The 23,867-nt window shown below is 53.0% G+C and carries 25 protein-coding genes; 6 read left to right on the top strand and 19 right to left on the bottom strand.

The window, feature by feature from the left end; all coding sequences use genetic code 11:
• Window positions 1-35: 35 nt before the first annotated feature.
• From HV127_RS09945 to ulaA, 6 genes are read right to left on the bottom strand one after another with little or no spacing between them, the layout of a single operon-like run.
• Window positions 36-722, bottom strand: coding sequence for an L-ribulose-5-phosphate 4-epimerase (locus tag HV127_RS09945; protein WP_182235739.1), 687 nt, complete (start codon window positions 720-722; stop codon window positions 36-38).
• Window positions 722-1,576 carry an L-ribulose-5-phosphate 3-epimerase UlaE gene (gene ulaE, locus HV127_RS09940; protein WP_182235738.1) on the bottom strand — a complete coding sequence of 285 codons (855 nt, stop codon included), beginning with the start codon at window positions 1,574-1,576 and terminating at the stop codon, window positions 722-724. Before ulaE ends, HV127_RS09945 begins: the two co-directional genes overlap by 1 nt.
• Before the next feature lie 9 nt (window positions 1,577-1,585).
• The gene (gene ulaD / locus HV127_RS09935) at window positions 1,586-2,236 is read right to left on the bottom strand and encodes a 3-keto-L-gulonate-6-phosphate decarboxylase UlaD (protein WP_110274456.1); all 651 of its coding nucleotides are present in this window, start codon (window positions 2,234-2,236) and stop codon (window positions 1,586-1,588) included.
• Between the two features lie 13 nt (window positions 2,237-2,249).
• Window positions 2,250-2,717: a PTS ascorbate transporter subunit IIA gene (gene ulaC, locus HV127_RS09930; protein WP_182235737.1), complete on the bottom strand. Its 468-nt coding sequence runs from the start codon at window positions 2,715-2,717 to the stop codon at window positions 2,250-2,252.
• 9 nt (window positions 2,718-2,726) lie between these two features.
• Entirely contained in the window at window positions 2,727-3,032 is a 306-nt protein-coding gene (gene ulaB / locus HV127_RS09925; protein ID WP_045439008.1) for a PTS ascorbate transporter subunit IIB, read from the bottom strand.
• 12 nt (window positions 3,033-3,044) lie between these two features.
• Window positions 3,045-4,445, bottom strand: a complete 1,401-nt coding sequence (ulaA, locus tag HV127_RS09920; protein ID WP_182235736.1) for a PTS ascorbate transporter subunit IIC — start codon at window positions 4,443-4,445, stop codon at window positions 3,045-3,047.
• 365 nt (window positions 4,446-4,810) lie between these two features.
• Between ulaA and ulaG the strand changes: the two genes are divergently transcribed.
• Window positions 4,811-5,875: an L-ascorbate 6-phosphate lactonase gene (gene ulaG / locus HV127_RS09915; RefSeq protein WP_182235735.1), complete on the top strand. Its 1,065-nt coding sequence runs from the start codon at window positions 4,811-4,813 to the stop codon at window positions 5,873-5,875.
• 118 nt (window positions 5,876-5,993) lie between these two features.
• Complete coding sequence (gene ulaR / locus HV127_RS09910) at window positions 5,994-6,749, top strand: HTH-type transcriptional regulator UlaR (protein ID WP_142514473.1); 756 nt, start codon at window positions 5,994-5,996, stop codon at window positions 6,747-6,749.
• Here the strand turns inward: ulaR and yjfP are convergent.
• Window positions 6,746-7,462, bottom strand: coding sequence for an esterase (gene yjfP / locus HV127_RS09905; RefSeq protein WP_182235734.1), 717 nt, complete (start codon window positions 7,460-7,462; stop codon window positions 6,746-6,748). The two genes, ulaR and yjfP, sit on opposite strands and share 4 nt — an antisense overlap.
• 197 nt (window positions 7,463-7,659) lie before the next feature.
• On the opposite strand from yjfP, the gene bsmA reads away from it, so the two are divergent.
• The 3 genes from bsmA (at window position 7,660) to HV127_RS09890 (ending at window position 9,152) form a co-directional block, all read left to right on the top strand.
• Window positions 7,660-7,968 carry a biofilm peroxide resistance protein BsmA gene (gene bsmA, locus HV127_RS09900; RefSeq protein ID WP_220022289.1) on the top strand — a complete coding sequence of 103 codons (309 nt, stop codon included), beginning with the start codon at window positions 7,660-7,662 and terminating at the stop codon, window positions 7,966-7,968.
• Between the two features lie 137 nt (window positions 7,969-8,105).
• Window positions 8,106-8,381, top strand: coding sequence for a DUF1471 family protease activator YjfN (gene yjfN / locus HV127_RS09895; protein ID WP_181421806.1), 276 nt, complete (start codon window positions 8,106-8,108; stop codon window positions 8,379-8,381).
• A 45-nt stretch (window positions 8,382-8,426) separates the two neighbouring features.
• A complete protein-coding gene (locus HV127_RS09890; protein WP_182235733.1) occupies window positions 8,427-9,152 on the top strand; it encodes a GH25 family lysozyme in 726 nt (241 codons plus the stop codon).
• Here the strand turns inward: HV127_RS09890 and HV127_RS09885 are convergent.
• The 6 genes from HV127_RS09885 to HV127_RS09860 all read right to left on the bottom strand — a co-directional run bounded on the left by HV127_RS09885 (window position 9,149) and on the right by HV127_RS09860 (window position 16,379).
• Window positions 9,149-10,771 carry an isovaleryl-CoA dehydrogenase gene (locus HV127_RS09885; RefSeq protein ID WP_182235732.1) on the bottom strand — a complete coding sequence of 541 codons (1,623 nt, stop codon included), beginning with the start codon at window positions 10,769-10,771 and terminating at the stop codon, window positions 9,149-9,151. The genes HV127_RS09890 and HV127_RS09885 overlap by 4 nt on opposite strands.
• Window positions 10,772-10,897: 126 nt before the next feature.
• Complete coding sequence (gene rlmB, locus HV127_RS09880; protein ID WP_182235731.1) at window positions 10,898-11,629, bottom strand: 23S rRNA (guanosine(2251)-2'-O)-methyltransferase RlmB; 732 nt, start codon at window positions 11,627-11,629, stop codon at window positions 10,898-10,900.
• 89 nt (window positions 11,630-11,718) lie between these two features.
• Window positions 11,719-14,166, bottom strand: coding sequence for a ribonuclease R (rnr, locus tag HV127_RS09875; RefSeq protein ID WP_182235730.1), 2,448 nt, complete (start codon window positions 14,164-14,166; stop codon window positions 11,719-11,721).
• 37 nt (window positions 14,167-14,203) lie between these two features.
• A complete protein-coding gene (gene nsrR / locus HV127_RS09870) occupies window positions 14,204-14,629 on the bottom strand; it encodes a nitric oxide-sensing transcriptional repressor NsrR (RefSeq protein WP_110274468.1) in 426 nt (141 codons plus the stop codon).
• Between the two features lie 151 nt (window positions 14,630-14,780).
• Window positions 14,781-16,079 (bottom strand): adenylosuccinate synthase, encoded by a 1,299-nt coding sequence (locus HV127_RS09865; protein WP_182235729.1) that lies wholly within the window; start codon window positions 16,077-16,079, stop codon window positions 14,781-14,783.
• Window positions 16,080-16,181: 102 nt separating this feature from the next.
• A complete protein-coding gene (locus HV127_RS09860) occupies window positions 16,182-16,379 on the bottom strand; it encodes a DUF2065 domain-containing protein (RefSeq protein ID WP_004097978.1) in 198 nt (65 codons plus the stop codon).
• 217 nt (window positions 16,380-16,596) lie between these two features.
• Between HV127_RS09860 and HV127_RS09855 the strand changes: the two genes are divergently transcribed.
• On the top strand, window positions 16,597-16,884 hold the full coding sequence (locus tag HV127_RS09855) for a hypothetical protein (protein ID WP_181483921.1): 288 nt from the start codon (window positions 16,597-16,599) through the stop codon (window positions 16,882-16,884).
• Between the two features lie 61 nt (window positions 16,885-16,945).
• On the opposite strand, the gene hflC is transcribed toward HV127_RS09855, so the two are convergent.
• From hflC to mutL, 6 genes are all read right to left on the bottom strand, one after another.
• Window positions 16,946-17,950, bottom strand: a complete 1,005-nt coding sequence (hflC, locus tag HV127_RS09850) for a protease modulator HflC (protein ID WP_181483922.1) — start codon at window positions 17,948-17,950, stop codon at window positions 16,946-16,948.
• 2 nt (window positions 17,951-17,952) lie between these two features.
• Window positions 17,953-19,209 (bottom strand): FtsH protease activity modulator HflK, encoded by a 1,257-nt coding sequence (gene hflK / locus HV127_RS09845; protein ID WP_182235728.1) that lies wholly within the window; start codon window positions 19,207-19,209, stop codon window positions 17,953-17,955.
• 65 nt (window positions 19,210-19,274) lie between these two features.
• Window positions 19,275-20,555 carry a ribosome rescue GTPase HflX gene (gene hflX, locus HV127_RS09840; RefSeq protein ID WP_182235727.1) on the bottom strand — a complete coding sequence of 427 codons (1,281 nt, stop codon included), beginning with the start codon at window positions 20,553-20,555 and terminating at the stop codon, window positions 19,275-19,277.
• 75 nt (window positions 20,556-20,630) lie between these two features.
• Window positions 20,631-20,939 carry an RNA chaperone Hfq gene (gene hfq / locus HV127_RS09835; protein ID WP_110274473.1) on the bottom strand — a complete coding sequence of 103 codons (309 nt, stop codon included), beginning with the start codon at window positions 20,937-20,939 and terminating at the stop codon, window positions 20,631-20,633.
• Between the two features lie 92 nt (window positions 20,940-21,031).
• Window positions 21,032-21,982 (bottom strand): tRNA (adenosine(37)-N6)-dimethylallyltransferase MiaA, encoded by a 951-nt coding sequence (gene miaA, locus HV127_RS09830; RefSeq protein WP_112216209.1) that lies wholly within the window; start codon window positions 21,980-21,982, stop codon window positions 21,032-21,034.
• Window positions 21,975-23,864, bottom strand: coding sequence for a DNA mismatch repair endonuclease MutL (gene mutL, locus HV127_RS09825; RefSeq protein WP_182235726.1), 1,890 nt, complete (start codon window positions 23,862-23,864; stop codon window positions 21,975-21,977). Before mutL ends, miaA begins: the two co-directional genes overlap by 8 nt.
• Window positions 23,865-23,867 lie beyond the last annotated feature (3 nt).

The raw sequence follows: 23,867 nt of genomic DNA, 5'->3' as shown, positions 1-23,867 counted from the left end.
TCATCATTACGATGAAAAGCTCCGGAGTACATACCTTACTTTTGCCCGTAATAGGCGTTTGGCCCATGTTTGCGCATAAAGTGTTTATCCATCAGCCAGCTATCGATGTGTTTCAGTTGCGGGTTAATCGCGCGGGCAATCCACGCCATTCTCGCTACTTCTTCCATCACTACTGCGTTATGCACCGCATCATGCGCATCTTTGCCCCAGGCAAACGGACCGTGCTGATAGACCACGATACCCGGCGTATGCAGAGGTTCAGCCTCACCCAGCGTTTCGATGATGACGTGCCCGGTGTTCAGCTCATAGGCCTCTTCAACCTCCAGGGCACTTAATGCCCTGGTGCAGGGAATATCGCCAAAGAAGTAGTCCGCATGGGTCGTCCCTAGCGCGGGAATGGCTAACCCCGCCTGCGCCCAGGCCGTTGCATGAGTAGAGTGGGTATGCACCACGCCGCCAAGACTCGGATAGCGACGATACAGCACCAGATGGGTGGCGGTATCAGAAGAGGGACGGTACTGGCCTTCTACGATATTACCGTCCATATCCACCACCACCATGTCGTCTACCTTCATGGTTTCATAAGCAACGCCGCTGGGTTTGATCGCCACTAGTCCGCGTTCACGGTCGATAGCGCTGACGTTGCCCCAGGTGAAGGTCACCAGCCCGTAGCGCGGTAGATCCATGTTGGCTTCAAAAACCTGCTGTTTGAGCTTTTGCATTACGCCGCCTCCACCAGACCGGCGCTTGCCATGCGCGCCTTCACCCAATCGCGAGCCTTCGCCACTTCGAGCGCAGGGTCGTCAGTGGTCTCACTCCACATCTCAATCAGATACGGCCCGCAATAGCCGCTCTGCTTGAGGGTTTCGAAACAGCGCTCGAAATCGACAACCCCTTCACCAAACGGCACGTTCTTGAATACGCCGGGTTTGGTGTCTTTCACGTGTACGGCAACGATGTGCCCGATTCCCGCCTGCAACTCCATCTGCACGTCGTTATCCCACGCCGACAAATTGCCGATATCCGGGTAAAGCTGGAACCATGGATTGTTAAGGTAGTGCGCGTAGCCCAGCGCCTTGCTGATGGAGTTCATCAGCGGATAGTCCATAATTTCCATCGCCAGCGTCACCTGCGCGCGGCTTGCCATCTCAACGCTCTCTTTCAGTCCATCACGAAAGCGACGACGCGTCTCGTTGTTGGCTTCCTGATAGTAAACGTCGTAACCGGCCAGTTGGATCACGCGAATGCCGACGTCCTGGGCGAACTGGATCGCTTTACGCATAATCTCCAGCCCCTGCGCACGTACTGCGTCGTCTTCACTGCCAAGCGGAAAGCGACGATGTGCGCTCAGGCACATGGACGGAACGCGCACGCCGGTTTCAGCAATCGCGTTGATCAGAGCCAGACGCTGCTCGCGGCTCCAGTCGAGACGCGCCAGTCGGGCATCAGTTTCATCCACCGACATTTCGACGAAGTCAAAACCCAGCTTTTTCGCAAGCTTCAGCCGCTCCATCCAGCACTCCCCTGCGGGGAGCGCTTTTTCATAGATGCCGAGCGGAATTTGTTTCGACAGCATAGTTGCTCCTTAGCCCCAAAGCTGGGCAATAGAGCGTTTAAACTGACGCGCGGCTTCAACCGGCGAAGCGGCATCACGAATGCTACGACCAGCGATAAAGACGTGAATCGGAATGCCTTTGAACAACGGCAGATCTTCCAGCGCCAGGCCGCCGGTGACGGTAACCTTAAAGCCCATATCAGACAGGCGCTTGATGGCGCTGATGTCCGCCTCGCCCCACGCCACGCCTGCGGCCTGCGCATCGCGACTGCGGTGATACACGACCTGCCCGATACCCGCGTCGCGCCACTCCTGAGCCTGTTCCCAGGTCCAGTATCCGGTCAGTTCGATCTGCACATCGCCGTTAAACTCTTTCGCCACGTCCAGCGCGCCTTTGGTAGTGTTGATATCCGCACAGCAGATCACGGTCACCCAGTCAGCATTGGCTTCAAAACACATACGGGAGAGAATTTTGCCCGCATCGGCGATTTTGGCATCCGCCAGCACGATTTTATGCGGATACAGCGCTTTCAGGTCGCGAACCGCGCGAACGCCTTCGGCGACGCAAAGAATGGTGCCGACTTCAATAATGTCCACTTCATCAGCAATCAGGCGCGTCGTTTCATACGCAGAAGACATTGATTGGTTATCCAGCGCAACCTGCAACATAGGTAATGACATTTTGGTGTTCCTTTTAAACAACCGCCGCGTTGGCGTTATCAATTAAATCCAGCACTTCCTGCGCGGTGCGGCAGGCGCGTAAACGGTCAAAATTGGCTTCATCTTCAAACAGATTAACGATCTGCATGATGCCCACTTCCTGATGAGTGTTGGCATCGACCGCCGCCATCGTTATCAGGATATCGACCGGGTCGTTATCTTCGTGGTTAAAGACCAGCGGCGTTTTCAGCGTCACCAGTGCAAAACCCGTTTTCTTCACGCCCTCTTCCGGGCGCCCGTGCGGCATCGCCAGGCCCGGCGCAATCACAAAGTACGGGCCAAATTGTTCAACTCCGTCAAGAATGGCCTGATAGTAACGAGGCTCGACCACGTCAGCCTTAACCAACAGATCAACGCTCAGTTTTACCGCTTCCTGCCAGGTGCTGGCGTCGGCCTGTAAGAGGATCGAGTTATTTTCCGCCAGCGAATCTCGTAATTTCATGGTGCGTCCTTACTTCACGTCCTGCGGGAAATGTTCTTTGATCACTTCCAGCAGCTTCGGACCAAAGTCAGCAGGCGATAGCATGTTGCGTACGCCAACCACATATTTGTTGCCGGAGACGGTGATCTCACCGGCGATATGGGTGGAGGCGATGATGATGTCTGCTCCGCTTAATTCGCTTTTGTATTCACCCACCGCGCAGCTATTCACCGTGTGATCAATATTTGACTGGGTCAAAAACTGGTCCACTTTCATTTTCATGATCATGGAACTGCCTTGCCCGTTGCCACATACAGCCAGGATACGTACGGTCATAGTCAAAACTCCTTATTGAGCAGAAGCATCTGCCAGTTGTTTTTCCGCATCTTCTTCAGCACGCAGCGTGCGTCCTGCGAAGAACATATAAGCCAGTGAAATCAGAATAATAACGGCCATAAATGCGATGCCGACGGAGGCGAAGCCTTGCATCATCGGCGGCGCCAGAATTGACCAGTCCGCCATGCCCATCCAGGCGCTCATGCCCGTCAGCTTCACCGCCCAAACGCAGCCGAAGATCTCTATCATGCCCATCACCAGGCAAATCTTGAGCGCCGCGCGCCAGCCGCCAAAATGGTTAGCAAACACGCCAATGGTGGCGTTAGAGAAGAACATCGGGATAAAGCCTGGAATGATCAGAATGGAAGAACCGACGCCCACCAGAATACCGACGGCGATCAGTTGACCGATGGTGCCCCACATAAATCCCCAGACCACGGCGTTCGGCGCGAAGCTATAAATCGCCGCGCAGTCGATAGCCAGTACGGCGCCAGGGATCAGATGCTGAGAGATACCGTTGAAGGCCTCAGAGAGCTCGGCGACAAACATGCGCACGCCCTGAGTGATGATGAAAATTGCCACCGCGAAAGAGAAGCCGGTTTGCAGGATATAGACCGTCCAGTGGGTTTTACCCGCCATCGCCTGCACCGTGTCAATGCCGAAGGAGAGCAGGATCGCGCCGAAGAAAACCGTCATTACAATGGCCGTGGAAACGATATTGTCGTGGAAGATGTTCAGCCAGCCCGGCAGCTTAAGATCCTCAACGCTCTCTTCTTTTTTCCCCAGATATGGCGCGACTTTATAGGCAATCCACGAAGCGAACTGCTGCTGGTGGCCAATCGAGAAGCCGCAACCGTCGGTCACTTCCTGGGTCGGTTTGTACATCATGTTGGAGGTGATACCCCAATACAGGGAGACCAGGACCGCCGTGCAGATAATGGTAGTCCACATCGAATAACCGAAGATGTAGAACGAAACCGCAATCAGCCCCGCCTGCTGAAACATGATGTGTCCGGTCAGCATGATGGTGCGAATACCGGTAATGCGGCGCAGCAGGACGTAACAGATGTTCAGCGCCAGCGCTAACAGTACCGCATAGCCGACCCAGCTATAGGCATCGCCCATACGCTCAATGGTTGCCATCATGGAAGCGTAGGTATCGGAAATCGCCCCGTTGATGCCGTAAACCTCAGACATCTTCGCGACGACCGGCTTGAAGGTGCTGGTCAAAATGCCGGAACCCGCCTGCAATAACATAAAACCGATAATGGTTTTAATCGTTCCTTTGACAATAACGCTGGCGCTTTTACGCAACAGGATGTAGCCCAGACACGTCACGATACCCAGCAGCAGCGGGGCATTGGTCATGACCTGATTAAAGAAAACGGTAAAGATGTTGTAGAGAATCTCCATAACACGCTCCAGAAGGTGAAAGCTCTGAACGTACATTACGCCCAGGGTTTGTTGTTACGATCACTCTAATAATCAAAAATAATCACAACAAGATTATATTTGATTAAATGTGACGCACGCCGCAAATAATTATTCAATCTGTACACGAATTAATTCTCATTTATAAAATTCCAAAATTAACCCATTAAAATCAACATAATAATAAATAACGGAGTCAATAAAGAAAGCCTGACATCACCTGAGCCGCCCTTTTACATCCCTGTAAAGCGTAAAATTCAGGATTGCATTCCTGAACAAACGATGGCAGCATTCTTCAAAACAAATCACAATGTGATTACTTTTGACAATATGTGAGGAAAAGCGCAATGAGTAAAGTACAAACCATCACCCGCGAATCATGGATCCTGAACACCTTCCCTGAGTGGGGTAGCTGGTTGAATGAAGAAATTGAACAAGAGCAGGTTGCACCTGGTACCTTTGCCATGTGGTGGTTGGGTTGTACGGGCATCTGGCTGAAATCAGAAGGCGGGGCCAATATCTGTGTCGATTTCTGGTGCGGTACGGGCAAACAAAGTCATGGCAATCCGCTGATGAAAACAGGCCATCAGATGCAGCGCATGGCAGGCGTCAAGAAACTCCAGCCAAATCTGCGCACCACCCCGTTCGTACTCGATCCGTTCGCTATTCGCCAGATTGACGCCGTTCTGTCTACGCACGATCACAACGATCATATCGACGTTAACGTTGCCGCCGCGGTGATGCAGAATTGCGCCGATAACGTACCATTTATCGGCCCGCAAACTTGTGTTGATCTGTGGATCGGCTGGGGCGTGCCGAAAGAGCGCTGCATCGTGATGAAGCCGGGTGATGTGGTAAAAGTGAAGGACGTTGAAATCCACGCGCTTGACGCCTTTGACCGTACCGCACTGATTACCCTGCCAGCGGATCAAAAAGCGGCGGGCGTACTGCCGGATGGAATGGATCAGCGTGCGGTGAACTACCTGTTCAAAACGCCGGGCGGCAACCTGTATCACAGCGGCGATTCACACTATTCCAACTACTACGCTAAGCACGGAAACGAACATCAAATTGACGTCGCGCTGGGTTCCTACGGCGAGAACCCGCGCGGTATTACCGACAAAATGACCAGCGCTGATATCCTGCGCATGGCTGAGTCGCTGAACACCAAAGTCGTCATCCCGTTCCATCACGATATCTGGTCAAACTTCCAGGCTGACCCGCAGGAAATCCGCGTCTTGTGGGACATGAAGAAAGATCGTCTGAAATATGGCTTCAAGCCTTTCATCTGGCAGGTTGGCGGGAAATTCACCTGGCCGCTGGATAAGGATAATTTCGAGTACCACTATCCACGCGGATTCGACGACTGCTTCACCATGGAACCGGACCTGCCGTTTAAGTCCTTCCTGTAACACTTCTCCGGCGAGCGGTAATCGTTGACCGCCCGCCGGAAATTATCCCCGTCGGCATTAGTATTTTCACCTGATTTCAAATATCATCTTTGCTTATCACTTTTAATCGGATTTGCTCATGACGGAAGCGCAAAGACATCAAATTTTACTGGATTTGCTGGCACAAACGGGATTTGTCACCGTGGAGCAGGTGATTTCCCGGCTAGGAATTTCGCCAGCGACGGCACGACGCGATATCAATAAACTCGACGAAAGCGGCAAGCTGAAAAAAGTTCGCAACGGTGCGGAGGCTATCAGTGAGCAGCGCCCGCGCTGGTCACCTATGAATATTCACCAGGCGCAAAACCACGATGAGAAAGTGCGCATTGCGCGCGCGGCTTCGCAGTTGGTTAACCCAGGCGAAAGCATCGTCATCAACTGCGGCTCTACCGCATTCCTGCTAGGCCAGGAACTGTGCGGAAAGCCGGTACAAATCATCACTAACTACCTGCCTCTGGCCAACTATCTGATCGATCAAGAACATGACAGCGTTATCATTATGGGCGGGCAGTATAACCGCAGCCACTCCATCACTCTGAGCCCACAAGGTAGCGATAATAGCCTGTATGCCGGGCACTGGATGTTTACCAGCGGCAAAGGGCTGACCGCCGAAGGGCTCTACAAAACCGATATGCTGACGGCAATGGCGGAGCAAAAAATGCTTAACGTCGTCGGTAAACTCGCGGTGCTGGTCGATAGCAGCAAAGTTGGCGAGCGTGCCGGAATGTTATTCAGCCAGGCCGCACAAATCGACCTGGTGATTACCGGCAGGCAGGCGGATGAAGCGATCCTCAAGCAGCTTGAAGATCAGGGCGTTCAGGTGATTCGCGTTTAAAGATGACGCTGAAAGAACGCCACCGTCGCCGCTAATGCCTCAGGCGTAATGCGGTGACGGACGCCTTTCTGCCAGATACAAGTCAAATTGTCGGCCAGGTCGTTTTGCTGCAATGAGCGCTGAAGGCGGAACGTTTCTCCCGGTGGTACGACATCATCTTCGTCACCGTGCCAAAGCAACAGCGGTCGGCTGGCAAGTGTATCTAGCTGCTCGCTAACGTCCCACTCGACCAGTTGTTTTACGCAAAAATCGGGCGACGGGAATAGGTTCTGCGAAAGCAAACTGAAATAACCAGACCCCATCAGACAGGCCACGCTTTTCAATTCCGGGTGATGGGTCATAATGCCCAGCGCCGTCATTCCGCCCATTGATGCCCCGGCAACCGCCAGTCTCCCGTCAGCAAGCCACCCTTGCTCGCGAATCGCCTCCCGCAGCGCCGGGAACTCAACAAAATTCTGCATCAGGATCGGCCAAAACCGCTGCATCCTGCCTTGTTCATCGCCAAGATAGCGCGCACCGTGTTCTGCAGCATCTGGCATTATCACCCGAAACCCGGCTTCTGCTAACGCGACAGCAAAATAGCTGTAGACCAGCTTAGAAGAAGTGAAACCATGATAAAAGACGATACACGGCAACGGTTTATCGGCCGCGTTCTGTGGATATGCATGCAGAATCTCCCCGCCCGCAAGGCTACGCATTTCTAGTGCAATCATTTATCGTCTCCTTTCTCTATAGTGATGTTGTGTTATTGAGCACGAAACTCGTTCGCGCATGATTCATAATGTTGAGAACCCGGTTACGCTTTCAGAATATTTTCATTCGAAAATCGCGTCCGAGATAACAATTTGGGAACATTCCCCGGAAATGACATTCAGGCTACCACTACACTATGACTATCAGGAAACGAGATATGGTTATGCGTAGGTTTACACCATGGTTACTGGCTATCGTCTTGACTGGCTGTAGTGCCTTACAAGGAACGCCAGAAGCACCACCGCCCGCAACCGACCATCCGCAAGAGATCCAGCGTAACCAGACGACGGGTCTACAAAAGATGGGCACAGTGAGCGTATTAATGTACGGCTCACCGATGGATGTAGAAGCTGCGTTAAAGGTCAAAGCAGAGAAAGCGAAAGCAGATTACTACGTCATCATCATGATTGATGACACGATGGTTCCCGGCCAGTGGTATTCGCAAGCGATTCTCTACCGTAAATAGCGGTTAATCTTTAAACGAGCTTTACACTGCTTTGCGCCCATTCACGTTTTCCTGTGCATAATAACGTTCGGCCAGCTGTAACCTGGCAGGACGTTAGCAACGGACTGCCCTCAGGACTACGTAAAATGGAGCTGACGATGAAACGATCTTTTACCCTACCCAGCCTAATGCTGACCTCGGCAACGGCCAATACCTCCGCGCAGTCAGCGGAATTTGCCAGTGCGGATTGCGTAACGGGCCTCAATGAAATTGGCCTGATTTGCGTTAACAACATCTCCGGTAGCCAGCAGGATGTTGAGCATGCCATCGCCGTACAGGCCGATGAGCAAGGTGCATCCTGGTATCGCATCGTCCAAATGTATGAAGAGCAACAGCCGGATAACTGGCGGGTGCAGGCCATTCTTTATGCCTGAATGTGCTAGCATGCGTTCGTGTTTCATTTCTCATGGCAGGAAGTCATGTTTACCCAGGGACGAAAGATCATTTGGTTGCTGCTGGCGTTAGCGCTATTCGCCGGACTGACCAGAATTGCCTTCTATGAAGGCTGGCTCCGCTTTAATTACCCTTCTCGTCAAACGTTCCCAATCCAGGGAATTGATGTTTCCCACCACCAGCAATCCATTGACTGGGCGCAGCTCAAACAACAAAACATTCAATTCGCCTTTATCAAAGCAACGGAAGGCGAGAGCTTTAAAGATAGCGCTTTTGATGCCAACTGGCGTAATGCCCGGAAGCAGGGAATCATCACCGGCGCCTATCATTTTTTTACTTTTTGTAAATCCGGTATTGCGCAGGCGGGCAACTTTATCGCCACTGTGCCCGTCAGCCCTCACGCGCTGCCGCCGGTGCTGGATCTGGAATACGGAGGTAACTGTATGCCTCAGAGCCACCAACAAATCGTTGCTGAAGTGCGGGCCATGACCGCCATGCTGGAGACGGTTTATCAGCAAAAAGTCATTCTTTATGCCACCCGCGAATTTTATGACGACCACCTACAGAATGAATTTAACGATAATCCGTTGTGGCTCCGTGATATCTGGCGCCAGCCCAGGCTGGAAAGTTCGCGCCAATGGGTCTTCTGGCAGTTCGCTAATCGTGGTCGCCTTGCTGGAATAGACGCCTTTGTGGATTTGAATGTGTTTCAGGGCAGCGACGAGCAATTTACCGCCCTGCTCCATCCCTAGAAGGCACCGCCGGTCGCCCGGCTCAATACTTCGCTTAGCATCGGCTCGCTAAGCAACAAGCCGCCGCGCGCGTCGAGCATCATACGACACCAGGCTTCAGCCGTCGGTGGTGAAGCATAGCGCAATACCTGCGCGCCCACGCCTAACATATAGACCAGTTGGGTTATCTCCCTGGCCTGCCCTTCCGCTGGTCGCCGTAACCACTGTTGCAATTGCCGCCATGAGCGATCGAAATGACGATTTTGCCCTTTCACTTCCGCACATTCCGCCGCCAGAAGTTCCAGCGCCGCCGGTTGCTTCGTCAGAACGCGTATCACGTCCAGACACATGATATTGCCTGAGCCTTCCCAGATGCTATTGACCGGCATTTCGCGATATAAGCGCGGTAGTTCACTCTCTTCACAGTAACCAGCACCACCCAAGACCTCCATCGCCTCCGCGACAAACGGAATCCCGGATTTGCAGATAGCAAACTTCGCTGCAGGAGTGAACAACCTTGCCCATAGCGCTTCCTGCACATCATCACGCTTATCCCACGCGCGCGCGAGGCGGAACAAAAAGGCGGTTTGCCCCTCAAGCCGCAATGCCATTTGCCCCAGAACCTGGCGCATCATTGGCTGGTCGACCAGATTTTTTCCAAATGCCTGACGTTGCAGCGCATGGTACAGCGCCACTGAATAAGCCCGGCGCATCAACGCGTGACTGCCCAGCGCGCAATCGAAGCGGGTCATACCGCCCATTTTGAGGATTTGCCGGACGCCATCCCCCTCTTCCCCAACCAGCCAACCGCAGGCATCAAAAAACTCGACTTCGCTACTGGCATTCGCACGGTTACCTAATTTGTCTTTCAGTCTTTCCAGACGAATACCGTTACGTTGTCCGTCAGGTAACAGACGCGGGACAAAAAAACAAGAAAGACCCGCGGGTGCCTGAGCTAATATCAGATGGGCATCGCTTTGCGGTACTGAGAAAAACCATTTGTGCCCAATCAGATGATAAAAGCCTTCGGCCGTTTTTTCCGCCCGGGTGGTATTACTCAATACATCAGACCCACCCTGCTTTTCGGTCATTCCCATCCCAATAAGCAGCCCGCGTTTCTGATTACCCGGCACAAGATGTGGATCGTAACGATCGCTCAATAATGGCGATAACCAGTCGCTAAATAGTGTTGGCAGCGAACGCTGCAATAGCGGAGTGGCGGCGAAGGTCATGGTGATGGGGCATAAGGTTCCTGCTTCCACCTGCGCATGCAGCATAAAGCGAGCTGCGCGGGCAACGAAGGAACCATCACGAGCCTCTTTCTGCCAGGCAAGATTATGGACCTGGTTAGCACACAACCCCTGCATCAGCAGATGCCATGCGGGATGGAAGCGCACATCATCAAGGCGTGAGCCTGTTGCGTCGTAACGCAAAAGCTCCGGCGGATTGCTGTTTGCCAGACGACCAAGCTCCAAAGATTCTGCGGTTCCCAGCTGCTGACCGATACTCGCCAGCAGGTCACCGTCCCAGCCAGCGCCTTCGCGCACCACCGCTTCACGCAAAGCGGTATCTGACAGGAATAAGTTGCTGTTACAAAGTGGGGTGGGCTGATTGAATACGGTGTGAGTTTGCCAGTGCATTGTGTTTCCCTCCTTCAATGGCGTTGCCATTAAGTATGGTCACGCTGGGCAAACCCGCTCGCGAAAGGAGTCACAAAAAAACCATCCCGAAGGATGATTCTGGTATTTAGCTTATGGCTACGGCGCTTAACTGCGCTGGCGCACCGCTTCAAACAGACAAATCCCGGTCGCGACAGACACGTTCAGCGATGAAACACTGCCAGCCATCGGAATACTGATTAACTCATCGCAGTGTTCGCGGGTCAGACGGCGCATACCTTCGCCTTCCGCTCCCATCACCAGCGCCATCGAACCGGTCATCTTGCTCTGGAATAGAGTGTGGTCGGCTTCGCCAGCGGTACCCACGATCCAGACGTTCTCTTCCTGCAGCAGTCGCATGGTACGCGCGAGGTTAGTCACGCGGATCAGCGGAACGTTTTCTGCCGCCCCGCAGGCGACTTTTTTCGCCGTCGCATTGAGCTGCGCGGAGCGATCTCTCGGCACAATCACCGCGTGCACGCCAGCGGCATCGGCACTACGTAAGCAGGCGCCGAGGTTATGTGGGTCGGTCACACCGTCGAGGATCAAAAGGAACGGTTGATCGAGAGAAGCGATCAGATCCGGCAGATCGTTCTCCTGATACTGGCGCCCAGGCTTCACGCGAGCAATAATCCCCTGATGAACAGCACCCTCGCTTTTCTCATCAAGATACTGGCGGTTGGCAACCTGAATCACCACTCCCTGAACCTCCAGGGCATGGATCAGCGGCAGCAAGCGCTTATCCTCACGGCCTTTCAGAATAAAGACTTCCTGAAAACGCTCAGGAGCGCGTTCCAGCAGTGCCTGCACCGCGTGGATGCCGTAAATCATTTCACTCATTTATGTACTCGTTTTAGGTTCTGTTAGCCGTTCCCTTCACCCAGACGTTCTCCGCTACATTAGACGGAATCAGGATGAAGGGAATCCAATCACTCAGCGATTTTCTTTTTCGCCGCGCGCTTGGCTTTGGTCGCCGCAGCGATTTTTTGGGTTTTCACCGACGGTTTCTTCGCTTTTTTCTCGCCTTTCGGCTGAGCAGCCTTCGGTTGAGATTTGCCTTTCTCTTTGCGGAATGCGCTATCTGGCTCAAAGTTCACTTGCTTTCCTGCCTGACGACGACGACCGGAGGATTTGCCTGCGGCACCCTTTTTCGCCTTCTCTCGCTCGGTTTTCCCCACATTGCGCGGAGCGCGCTCGCTGGAGATAAGCGAGAAGTCAATCTTGCGCTCGTCCATGTTGACTGCTTCAACGCGCACTTCTACGCGATCGCCCAGACGGTAGGTTTGGCCACCGGACTCGCCGATCAGCCGCTGACCCACCTGGTCGAAACGATAGTAGTCATTATCGAGCGAAGAGACGTGCACCAGACCATCAATAAACAGCTCATCCAGACGCACGAAGAAACCAAAACCGGTCACGCTGGCGATCACGCCTTTGAAGACGTTACCCACCTGATCCAACATGAAATCACACTTCAACCAGTCCGACACATCGCGGGTAGCTTCGTCAGCACGGCGCTCCGTCATCGAACAGTGAGCCCCCAGTTGTAGCATCTCTTCCATACTGTAGTGCCAGCCACCGGTCTCAGTGCTATTGCCTTTATGCCCCTGCTCTTTCGCCAGCAGATACTTGATAGCGCGGTGCAGCGACAGATCCGGGTAGCGACGAATCGGCGAGGTAAAGTGAGCGTAAGATTGCAGCGCGAGGCCAAAGTGACCGCGATTTTCCGGGTCGTACACCGCCTGTTTCATCGACCGCAGCAGCATGGTTTGCAGCATTTCCGCATCTGGTCGATCGGCGATCGACGTCAGCAGTTCGGCATAATCACGCGGCTCCGGCTTATTACCACCGGGCAGTTCAAGTCCAAGCTCCGCCAGCACCGAACGGAATGCGGTGATCGCCTCCGTACTCGGCTTATCGTGAATACGAAACAGCGCCGGCTCTTCAGCTTTCTCCACAAAGCGCGCAGCGGAAATGTTCGCCAGAATCATGCACTCTTCAATCAGCTTATGCGCGTCGTTACGCTGAGTTTGCTCGATGCGCTCAATGCGGCGTTCAGCATTGAAGATGAATTTAGCTTCTTCACTCTCAAATGAGATGCCGCCGCGCTCTTCACGAGCAACATCCAGCACTTTGTAGAGGTTATGGAGCTCTTCAATATGCTTAACCAGCGGCGCATACTGCTCACGCAGGTCCTGGTCGCCCTGCAGCATATGCCAGACTTTAGTGTAGGTCAGGCGAGCATGGGAACTCATCACCGCTTCGTAGAATTTGAAGCCGGTCAGACGGCCTTTTGATGAAATCGTCATCTCGCAAACCATACAGAGCCTGTCGACCTGAGGATTCAGCGAGCACAGACCGTTGGAAAGCACTTCCGGCAGCATCGGGACGACCTGAGATGGGAAGTAGACCGAGGTACCACGGCTGCGTGCTTCACCATCCAGCGGCGTGCCGGGACGCACGTAGTAGCTCACATCGGCAATGGCCACCCACAGACGCCAGCCGCCGCCGCGTTTCTTCTCACAGTATACGGCGTCATCAAAGTCGCGAGCATCTTCGCCATCAATGGTGACCAGCGGCAGATTACGTAAATCAACACGTCCAGCCTTCGCCTCTTCCGGCACCTGTTCTTTCAGACTTGAAACCTGTTTTTCCACCTCTGACGGCCAGACATGGGGGATTTCATGGGTGCGCAGGGCCATATCGACCGCCATTCCGGTTCCCATGTTATCGCCCAGCACTTCGACGATTTTACCCACTGCTTTAGTGCGGCGGGTCGGGCGCTGGGTGAGCTCAACCACTACCACAAACCCCATGCGCGCGCCCATCACTGCTTCCGGCGGAATCAGGATGTCGAAACTTAAGCGGCTGTCATCGGGAACGACAAAGCCCACACCCGCCTCGGTAAAGTAGCGGCCGACGATCTGCCCGGTTTTTGGTACCAGGACACGAACGATACGAGCCTCCCGGCGGCCTTTACGGTCCGCACCCAGAGGCTGTGCCAGCACCTGATCGCCATGAATGCAGGTTTTCATCTGTTCAGATGATAAATAAAGATCATCTTTACGGCCTTCGACGCGCAGGAAGCCATAGCCATCGCGATGACCGATAACGATGCCTTTCAGCAGATCGAGACGCTCAGGCAGCGCGTAGCACTGGCGACGAGTGAAGACCAGTTGACCATCACGTTCCATTGCGCGCAGTCGACGGCGCAATGCTTCTTGTTGTTCTTCGCCTTCGATATTCAGCTCTATTGCCAGCTCATCACGGCTGGCCGGTTTTTCGCGTTTTGCTAAATGATCGAGGATGAATTCCCGGCTTGGGATTGGATTGGCGTACTTTTCAGTTTCGCGGTCCAGGAAAGGATCTTGTGACATGTCGGTTCCTCCGTTGTCATCTCCAGTGAAGTTTACGTCACTCCACCAGTAATAATTTATAAAGTGGTTGATTCTTTTCAACCAAATCGGCCAACGTGTAGTTATCTAGTTCCTTAAGAAAACTTTGTGTGGCTTCTGCAAGCGCCTGCTTCAGGCGGCAGGCGGGCGTAATATGGCAAAATTCGCTGCTGCAATTGACCAACGATAACGGCTCCAAATCGCGGACAACATCGCCGACTCGAATCGTGTTTGCCGGTTTGCCAAGGCGAATTCCGCCGTTCTTTCCCCGTACTGCCGTGACGTAGCCGACACGACTTAACTGATTGATTATTTTTACCATATGATTACGAGAGACACCGTAAACCTCCGTGACTTCGGAGATACTGGTCATCCTTCCATCCGGCAACGACGCCATATATATCAGCGCACGTAATCCGTAATCAGTGAAACTCGTTAACTGCACAATCAACCTCAGGGAAAAGAAAAACAGGGTGTGTCGATAGACGTAATTACTATTGATGATAAACCAGCCAGCGCTCAGGCCGCTAATTTATTTAAATGGGGCGGGCGAACAGCAAAAACAAGAGGCGCCTGAACGGCGCCCCTGGGGATAATTATGCGTCGAACGGGTCGCGCAGAATCATCGTCTCGGTACGGTCAGGACCGGTAGAGATGATATCAACCGGTACGCCGGTGAGTTCTTCAATGCGCGCGATATAGTTCAGCGCTGCCTGCGGCAGGCCGCTGCGCTCTTTCACGCCGAAGGTGGTTTCAGACCAACCTGGCATTGTTTCATAAATCGGTTCAATACCTTCCCAGTTGTCAGCAGCCAGCGGAGTGGTGGTCACCTCACGGCCATCCGGCATACGGTAGGCTACGCAGATTTTAACTTCTTTCAGGCCGTCCAGGACGTCCAGTTTAGTCAGGCAGAAGCCAGACAGGGAGTTAATCTGCACCGCACGGCGCACCGCAACGGCGTCAAGCCAACCGGTACGACGACGACGGCCGGTAGTAGCGCCGAACTCGTTACCTTGCTTGCACAGGAACTCGCCGATGTCATCAAACAGTTCAGTCGGGAATGGACCCGCGCCTACACGAGTAGAATAGGCTTTGATGATACCCAGAACGTAATCAACATAACGTGGGCCCAGGCCGGAACCGGTGGCCACGCCACCTGCGGTGGTGTTAGAGGAAGTCACGTACGGGTAGGTACCGTGGTCAATATCCAGCAGCGTACCCTGCGCACCTTCGAACATCATAAAGTCGCCACGTTGACGCGCCTGATCCAGAAGATCGGAGACATCAACAACCATGGCTGTCAGGATGTCGGCAATCGCCATCACATCATCCAGGACTTTCTGATAGTCAACCGCTTCAACTTTGTAGAAATTCACCAACTGGAAGTTGTGATATTCCATCACTTCTTTCAGTTTGTCAGCGAAGGTTGCTTTATCAAACAGGTCACCAACGCGCAGACCGCGGCGAGCTACTTTATCTTCATAAGCTGGGCCGATACCGCGACCGGTAGTACCGATAGCTTTCGCGCCACGCGCTTTCTCACGCGCAACATCCAGCGCAACGTGATAATCGAGGATAAGCGGGCAGGCTTCAGACAGCAGCAGACGCTCACGGACAGGGATACCACGGTCTTCCAGTCCTTTCATCTCTTTCATCAGTGCAGCAGGCGACAGCACGACGCCGTTACCGATAATGCTGGTAACATTTTCACGAAGAATGCCTGATGGAATGAGATGGAGGACGGTTTTTTCACCGTTGATTACGAGAGTATGGCCTGCGTTGTGACCACCCTGGTAGCGCACAACATATTTAGCCCGTTCAGTCAGGAGATCGACGATCTTCCCTTTACCTTCGTCACCCCATTGGGTGCCCAGTACGACGACGTTGTTACCCATTTTTCAAAATCACCGTTTGCTTAAAAATGGATTCTACCATCGCTTTTTCAGAGTTACAGCACTTTTTGCACTCAAGATACGGTAAATTAGGCTACTTGTTAATCAGCCAATCGTTTTCCTCAACATGTAGTAGATCACGATACCGGCAACCACAAGACCCCCACCAAAACGGCGTAATAAATTATCCGGCAACTGACTCATCGTGGCGACCATTCGCCGCCATGCCCGTGGGTAAAGTAATGGCCCGAGTCCTTCAAGTACTAAAACCAGCGCCAGTGCCAACCAGATTGTTGAGTTCATTATTCACCTTTATATAAATTTTGCGCTGTGGAGTACCAGTGGTTTATCAATGTTGTGTTTACTCTCACTTCATATTGTCCGGTATTTCCTCTTTATTATGAACTGATTTTATGAAACAAAATTCATAACTCATTGTATTGAATGTTCTTTTTAAAATTGCAAGTATCTTCCTCGTATCAAATATGGATACGAGCATAAAATAATTAGGATGATTATTATGAGAGAATTAACAGCAATTGAAATTGATGCCGTAAGCGGTGCTGGCTGGCTGCAAGATGGTCTGGCATCCCTGGGCAGTAAGGCAGGTTCTGCGGTATGGTCGCTAGGTAGTAATCTGAGCATTGATTTACCTATTCTGGGTACGGTAAACCTTTCAACCATCGCGCCGGGCCTGGGCGAAACGATCGGTAAAACGATTGGTTCAACTATCGGTGGAACGATTGAAAGCACTCTGGCAAGCGTACCTGTGATCGGTGGCCTGCTGAATAAACTGCTGGGCAACTAATCCTGCTCAGTTGTAAAAAAAGGCGCCTTAACAGGCGCCTTTTTGCTTACAGAATCACTTATCAGTGGGTGGTCGCCGCAGGTGATTTCATATAGCGGAAGAAATCACTATCCGGGCTGAGAACCATCACATCCTGATTGCTCTGGAAGCTATTCTCGTAAGCACGCAGGCTACGGATAAAGGCATAGAAACCCGGATCCTGGCTGAAAGCATCAGCAAACAGCTTCGCTGCTTCAGCATCACCCTCACCACGCATGATACGTCCCTGGCGCTCAGATTCTGCCAACGTTTTGGTGACTTCATAGTCCGCAGTCGCACGCAGTTTTTCAGCTTCTTCCTGACCCTGCGAACGGTGACGACGAGCTACTGCTTCACGCTCAGCGCGCATACGGTTATAGATCGCTTCAGAAACTTCAGCAGGAAGGTTGATCTGTTTGATTCGTACGTCGACAACTTCAATACCCAGTGCCGCCATACTATTCGGGTTGATCACCTTCACCTTACCGTTAGTTTCTGCTTCAACACGCTCTGCCGCTTTGGCAATCGCATCATCAGCAGCCGGGGTGCTGACTTCATCTTCTGTGCCTGCAGAACCAGAGTTCAGCGCATCACGCACTTCCAGAGTCAAACGACCACGGGAGTCCGTTACGATGTCTTTCACATCCAGACGCCCAATTTCAGAACGCAGACGGTCAGAGAATTTACGCTTCAGCAGAACCTCGGCCTGGGAGACGTCGCCGCCGCCAGTTGCCAAATAGTAACGACTGAAGTCGCTGATGCGCCACTTGATGTACGAATCAACGATCAGGTCTTTCTTCTCTTTGGTCACAAAGCGATCGGCCTGGTTATCCATGGTCTGGATACGCGCATCCAGCATTTTCACTGATTCAATGAACGGGATCTTGAAGTGCAGGCCCGGCTCATAAACCAGTGGTTTGTTTTCATCGTCGCGCAGAACTTTACCAAAGCGCAGGCTAATACCGCGCTCGCCTTCTTTAACAACAAAGACGGACATGTAGAGCACCACCAGCACGATGACAATTATCGCGATAACAGATTTACGCATCGTTATTCCCCCTGACGCTGGTAGTCGTTACGCTGCGCGTTGGCGCGGCGTTGGTCCATAATGTTGCCTCCCGTAGAGGTCTGAGCGTTACTGGCGCTGCTTGAGCTGGATGCAGGCGGCAGACGCAGCAGATCGCTTGCGCCACTGCTATCACTCTTTGCCGCTGGTGCGCCAGCACCTTTCAGCATCTGATCCAGAGGCAGAACCATCAGGTTGCTCCCCTTATCGTTAACCAGCACTTTGCGAGTATGGCTCAGCACTTTTTCCATGGTTTCGATATACAGACGCTCACGGGTAATTTCCGGAGCTGCTTTATATTCAGGCAGGATCTTCGCAAAGCGAGCAACCTCACCCTGGGCTTCGAGAACGGTCTGAGTTTTATACGCACGCGCTTCTTCAAGGATACGCTGTGCCTGACCATTCGCTCGCGGCTGAACTTCGTTGGTGTATGCTTCAGCTTCACGAATGTACTGTTGTTCGTTTTCACGCGCGGCAATCGCATCGTCAAACGCGGCTTTCACTTCTTCCGGCGGACGCGCTGTCTGGAAGTTAACGTCCAGCAGAGTAATCCCCATGTTGTACGGACGAATCGTCTCTTCCAGCTCGCGCTGGGTATCGCTACGGATCACGGTACGGCCTTCAGTCAGGATACGATCCATGGTGTATTTACCGATAACACCACGCAGAGCGCTGTCGGTGGCCTGACGCAGGCTATCATCTGCGCTGGTAACGCTAAACAGGTAACGTTCCGGATCGGTCACGCGATACTGCACGTTCATCTCGACGCGCACCACGTTTTCGTCAGAGGTCAACATGACGCCAGACGCCGCCAGTTCACGTACTGATTCAACGTTAACCGCCTGAACGTTATCAACGAAAGTGGGTTTCCAGTTAAGGCCAGGCTCAACCAGATGGCTGAATTTACCAAAGCGTGTGACCACACCACGTTCAGCTTCCTTAATAGTATAGAAACCGCTGGCTGCCCAGATAATCACCGCAGCGGCGGCAACGATGCCGACGACACGTCCGCCCATTGGGCCACGAGGTCCCTGAGAGCCGCTACCGCCCCCCAGTCCACCTTTTCCGCCACCCAGACCGCCGAGTTTTTTACTTAGCTTACGGAAGATATCATCCAGATCGGGAGGTCCCTGCTCGCGACCACCTTTGTTGCCATTTCCCCCAGAGTTGCCGCCTTGGTTATTGCTGCTTCCCCACGGGTCGCGGTCCTGTCCGTTATTACCGGGCTGATTCCACGCCATGTATATGCTCCATATTTGTTTTTGATATCCCCACAGGGGTTAATATCTTCAGGCAAGCTGCAAGGTCAAATCACGTATTCAACCAGCGCTGGCTCTTGTTTACAAAGGCGACGCCAGTCAACGATCGGCATGCGTACCTGCAGACCAACGCTACCGTCATCCTCCATCCACTCTTTTTCTATCGCCTGAAGCTGATAAAACCGGCTTCTTAGTCGACCTTCCTGCGGTGGTAGACGCAGCGTGTGCTGAGCTACTTCACCGGAAAGCCGTTCCGTTAAAGCCTGAAAAAGGAGTGGTACGCCAACCCCGGTCTGGGCGGAGAGCCAGACCCGGATCGGTTTATTCTCTTCATCCCGGTCAATACGCGGATCAAAATCGTCCAACATGTCGATTTTGTTCATAACCAGCAGCACCGGGATCTCATCGGCCTCGATTTCGGCGAGGACCGTATTCACTGCATCAATATTTTCCTGCACGCGGACATCGGCCGCGTCAATGACGTGCAGCAGCAGCGTCGCCTGACGTGTCTCCTGCAGAGTTGCTTTAAACGCCGCGACCAAATCATGTGGCAGATGACGAATAAAGCCAACGGTATCCGCCAGTACGGTTTCGCCAACATCAGTGACATCAATGCGGCGTAGCGTCGGGTCCAGGGTAGCGAACAGTTGGTTCGCGGCATAGACCTCGGCTTCGGTTATCTGGTTAAACAGCGTTGATTTACCGGCGTTGGTATAACCTACCAGCGACACGGTAGGAATATCGGCTTTGGCGCGTGACCGCCGTCCTTGCTCGCGTTGTTTTTCAACTTTTTCCAGTCGCGACAGGATCTGCATAATACGGTTACGCAGCAATCGGCGGTCGGTTTCGAGCTGGGTTTCACCCGGGCCACGTAAACCAATCCCGCCCTTCTGCCTTTCAAGGTGGGTCCAGCCACGGACAAGGCGAGTCGCCATATGCCGCAACTGCGCCAGCTCGACCTGCAGCTTCCCCTCGTGGGTGCGCGCTCGCTGGGCAAAAATATCTAAAATCAGGCCGGTACGATCGATAACCCGACATTCGCATAAGCGTTCAAGGTTTCGTTCCTGTGCCGGACTCAGGGCATGATCGAAGAGCACGACCGATGCACCGGTCGCTTTTACGGCTTCCGCAATTTCGACTGCTTTACCTTCACCAACAAAATACTTCGGGTGCGGTGCTTTACGGCTACCGGTAATCACCTGCATTGCTTCGACACCGGCGGAAGAGGCCAGAGTTTCAAACTCCTGGAGATCTTCCATATCTTTGTCTTGCGAAAAATAGATGTGTACCAGTACCGCCTGCTCACCGGCATCATAACGGTCAAACAAGCGTAAACCCCTTATAAAATACCAGCGGGGAACTCAGAAAACCTGGCTCCCCGACGTGGAAAAACAGCATCAGCCTTATTCGGCGTCTTCGCTGTCTTGCTGCGACGCAGAAGAGCCTTGCGCGCTACCACCGTGGTGATAGTTACTTGTGCCGCCGCCAGCATTATTGCTGTGGTGAGACACCGGGCGAGACGGGACAACTGTAGAAATTGCGTGCTTATAGACCATCTGGCTGACCGTGTTTTTCAACAGGATCACGAACTGATCGAAAGACTCAATTTGCCCTTGCAGCTTAATACCATTCACCAAATAAATAGAAACCGGAACGCGTTCCCGACGCAAAGCGTTCAGGAACGGATCTTGTAAAGATTGCCCCTTAGCCATTCTCTCTTTTCCTTATATGTATGCTTGTTTTGTACTCAGAACCTTACGATTCTTAAAAAAATTACGCACGATAACCGTTCAATTGTACACGTTCAGTCCAGGCTAGCACCAACTACCTGTAATACTTTGTTGAACGCCTGTTCAGGTTGTTCACTATCTAACCAGTGGACACCTTCCCAACCGCGCAACCAGGTGACCTGACGTTTAGCTAACTGTCTCGTGGCGCAAACACCTCGATAAACCATCTCATCATACGGGATCTCGCCATTAAGGTACGACCACATCTGGCGATATCCGACACAACGAATGGAAGGCATATCCGTATGCAAATCTCCCCGGGCAAATAACGCCCGTACTTCTGCTTCAAAACCCGAAGCCAACATCTGATGAAAACGCTGTTCTATGCGTTGATGGAGCAGTTCACGGCTCGCCGGGGCGATGGCGAACTGATGCACCTTATACGGCAGAGCGTCACCTGACGTTTGCGTCAGTTCCGTTAAAGTTTTACCCGAAATGAAAAAAACTTCCAGTGCTCGGGAAAGTCTTTGCGGATCATTTGGATGAATACGCGCCGCGGCAACCGGATCAATCTCCTGTAATTGCTGGTGTAACGCGTTCCACCCTTGCTCTGCGGCTTGTTGCTCAATTCTGGCTCTGACTGCAGGATCCGCCGAAGGTAACGGCGATAATCCTTCCAACAACGCTTTGAAATACAACATTGTTCCGCCGACCAGCAGCGGAATACGCCCGGCAGCGACAATATCAGCCATCTCTGCCAACGCATCGCGACGAAAATCTGCCGCAGAATAAGCTTCAGCCGGATCAAGAATATCCAGCAGTCGATGCGGCGCAGCGCTTAGCTCTTGCGCATCCGGCTTAGCCGTACCGATATCCATTCCTCGATAGATGAGGGCTGAATCAACGCTAATCAACTCTACGGGCAAAACTTTACGTAAAGCGATAGCTAACGCGGTTTTACCGGAGGCCGTCGGGCCCATTAAAAATATTGCCTTAGGCAGGCTCGCCTCGGTTACATCACTCATCTTTCAGGGCATTCATCGCCGAATGTAAATCAACAGGTTGTAACAGACCACCCGGCGGCGCTTTAACCAACTGCGGGCACAAACGTTCTATATCCGCCAGGACAGCAATCGCCTGCGCCATATTCCACTGCCCGTGCTCACTCGCCAGATTGCGCGCTATCCACTGGGCAATATTGTTGACGTCGAATGTTTTTTGCTGCGCCAGGTAGCCTATCAGTTCAGGAATCAAGATTTGTAAATTTTGTTGTCTTAAGGGTAAAGGCACCGCCCGAATCGTCACGTGCTGCGTATCAGATTGCAGTTCAATACCGACCTGAGTCAGCGCTGATTGCGCGTTATCCAGTGCGACTTTTTCCCCTTCAGACACTTTTAGCCGCAGCGGGATAAGCAGCGGCTGGGCGCAAACCGCTTCTACGCCGGGCGTCAGTTGCGCCTGACGCAGCCAGCGTTCTGCAACCGGCAGAGCCAATAACGCTAACTTGCCATCGCGCTCTAGCAGCGCGCAGTCGCCATCAACAATCGTCAACACGCGACCAAAGCTTTGACTGTGTCCAGCCAATCCTTCTGTCACTGGTGTGGGTGATACTGGCTTTCGCTCCGGGACCGGAGTATCCAGCAGTTGGCGATACAGCGCACCCTGCTGTTTTTGATAGCCTGGCTGCGCATGGGGCCAACTTGCTCCACCAGCGGAACCCGAAGCGGTGGATTCTCGCGAGCCTCCCGCATTAAAGCGCGGCACGGCAGTCTCATCATGATATCGGGGAGGAGCCGTTTCACGCGCAACCGCCGGCTGGGCGAAATGGTTGCCGCCTGCTGCAATGCGGTTCTCCGGAACCTGGCGAGGCGCCGGTTCATCGCCCTCTTCTGCCAATGGCGCACTCAGCTGCTGCTGAAGCACGCTCAGCACACCTTGATAAATAAAATCATGAACCAGCCGCGACTGATGAAAACGAACTTCATGCTTGGCCGGATGAACATTCACATCTACCTGGTGCGGATCGATTTCCAGGTAAAGCACAAAAGCGGGCTGCTGATTGGCCCCCAGCTTATCTTCACAAGCCTGACGAATTGCATGATTAATCAGGCGGTCGCGCATCATCCGTCCGTTGACGTAGCAATACTGAATTTCTGCCAGCGCCGGATTCGTATGCAGAGGATCGGCCACCCAGCCGCTAAGGGTAAGATCGCCGTGCTGCCACTCGATAGCCAGAGCATGTTCAAGAAACGGCGTACCGCAAATCGCCCCCAGCCGCCGTTCACGCTGACCATCCTGTGACACGGCGCGATACTGGCGCACCGCTTTACCGTTGTGGCTGAGGTTAATCGTGACGTCGAAACGCGCCAGCGCGATGCGCCGCACGATCTCGTCGATATGATTAAACTCGGTTTTTTCGGTACGCATGAATTTGCGGCGAGCGGGGGTGTTATAAAACAGATCCAGTACTTCCAGCGTTGTTCCCACCGGGTGCGCCGCTGGTTTAACGGTAACGTCCTGATCGCGCCCTTCTGCGTAGGCCTGCCAGGCTTCTTGCTGCTCCTCAGTACGCGAGGTTAGCGTCAGGCGGGCGACAGAACTGATACTGGCTAAGGCTTCACCACGAAATCCGAGGCTGATTATCGCTTCCAGATCATCAAGCGAGGCGATTTTACTGGTGGCATGACGCGCCAGAGCCAACGCCAGTTCATCTTTTTTAATCCCACAGCCGTTGTCACGGATGCGGATCAACTTCGCACCGCCGCGCTCAATATCAATATCGATACGCGTAGCCCCTGCATCGAGGCTATTTTCAACTAACTCTTTGACGACAGACGCCGGACGTTCCACCACTTCACCAGCGGCAATCTGGTTGGCGAGCTGCGGCGGTAGAACCTGAATCGGCATAGC

The organism is Klebsiella sp. RHBSTW-00215, from assembly GCF_014103785.1.
Classification (GTDB): Bacteria; Pseudomonadota; Gammaproteobacteria; order Enterobacterales; family Enterobacteriaceae; genus Klebsiella.
The sequence above is the reverse complement of the archived record's forward strand: the minus strand, read 5'-3'. Positions and strand labels throughout refer to the sequence as shown.

Excerpts from the sequence above, each read along its gene's own strand:
- HV127_RS09945 (WP_182235739.1), bottom strand. The coding sequence starts at position 722 with ATGCAAAAGCTCAAACAGCAGGTTTTTGAAGCCAACATGGATCTACCG.
- ulaE (WP_182235738.1), bottom strand. The coding sequence starts at position 1,576 with ATGCTGTCGAAACAAATTCCGCTCGGCATCTATGAAAAAGCGCTCCCC.
- ulaD (WP_110274456.1), bottom strand. The coding sequence starts at position 2,236 with ATGTCATTACCTATGTTGCAGGTTGCGCTGGATAACCAATCAATGTCT.
- ulaC (WP_182235737.1), bottom strand. The coding sequence starts at position 2,717 with ATGAAATTACGAGATTCGCTGGCGGAAAATAACTCGATCCTCTTACAG.
- ulaB (WP_045439008.1), bottom strand. The coding sequence starts at position 3,032 with ATGACCGTACGTATCCTGGCTGTATGTGGCAACGGGCAAGGCAGTTCC.
- ulaA (WP_182235736.1), bottom strand. The coding sequence starts at position 4,445 with ATGGAGATTCTCTACAACATCTTTACCGTTTTCTTTAATCAGGTCATG.
- ulaG (WP_182235735.1), top strand. The coding sequence starts at position 4,811 with ATGAGTAAAGTACAAACCATCACCCGCGAATCATGGATCCTGAACACC.
- ulaR (WP_142514473.1), top strand. The coding sequence starts at position 5,994 with ATGACGGAAGCGCAAAGACATCAAATTTTACTGGATTTGCTGGCACAA.
- yjfP (WP_182235734.1), bottom strand. The coding sequence starts at position 7,462 with ATGATTGCACTAGAAATGCGTAGCCTTGCGGGCGGGGAGATTCTGCAT.
- bsmA (WP_220022289.1), top strand. The coding sequence starts at position 7,660 with ATGGTTATGCGTAGGTTTACACCATGGTTACTGGCTATCGTCTTGACT.
- yjfN (WP_181421806.1), top strand. The coding sequence starts at position 8,106 with ATGAAACGATCTTTTACCCTACCCAGCCTAATGCTGACCTCGGCAACG.
- HV127_RS09890 (WP_182235733.1), top strand. The coding sequence starts at position 8,427 with ATGTTTACCCAGGGACGAAAGATCATTTGGTTGCTGCTGGCGTTAGCG.
- HV127_RS09885 (WP_182235732.1), bottom strand. The coding sequence starts at position 10,771 with ATGCACTGGCAAACTCACACCGTATTCAATCAGCCCACCCCACTTTGT.
- rlmB (WP_182235731.1), bottom strand. The coding sequence starts at position 11,629 with ATGAGTGAAATGATTTACGGCATCCACGCGGTGCAGGCACTGCTGGAA.
- rnr (WP_182235730.1), bottom strand. The coding sequence starts at position 14,166 with ATGTCACAAGATCCTTTCCTGGACCGCGAAACTGAAAAGTACGCCAAT.
- HV127_RS09865 (WP_182235729.1), bottom strand. The coding sequence starts at position 16,079 with ATGGGTAACAACGTCGTCGTACTGGGCACCCAATGGGGTGACGAAGGT.
- HV127_RS09860 (WP_004097978.1), bottom strand. The coding sequence starts at position 16,379 with ATGAACTCAACAATCTGGTTGGCACTGGCGCTGGTTTTAGTACTTGAA.
- HV127_RS09855 (WP_181483921.1), top strand. The coding sequence starts at position 16,597 with ATGAGAGAATTAACAGCAATTGAAATTGATGCCGTAAGCGGTGCTGGC.
- hflC (WP_181483922.1), bottom strand. The coding sequence starts at position 17,950 with ATGCGTAAATCTGTTATCGCGATAATTGTCATCGTGCTGGTGGTGCTC.
- hflK (WP_182235728.1), bottom strand. The coding sequence starts at position 19,209 with ATGGCGTGGAATCAGCCCGGTAATAACGGACAGGACCGCGACCCGTGG.
- hfq (WP_110274473.1), bottom strand. The coding sequence starts at position 20,939 with ATGGCTAAGGGGCAATCTTTACAAGATCCGTTCCTGAACGCTTTGCGT.
- miaA (WP_112216209.1), bottom strand. The coding sequence starts at position 21,982 with ATGAGTGATGTAACCGAGGCGAGCCTGCCTAAGGCAATATTTTTAATG.
- mutL (WP_182235726.1), bottom strand. The coding sequence starts at position 23,864 with ATGCCGATTCAGGTTCTACCGCCGCAGCTCGCCAACCAGATTGCCGCT.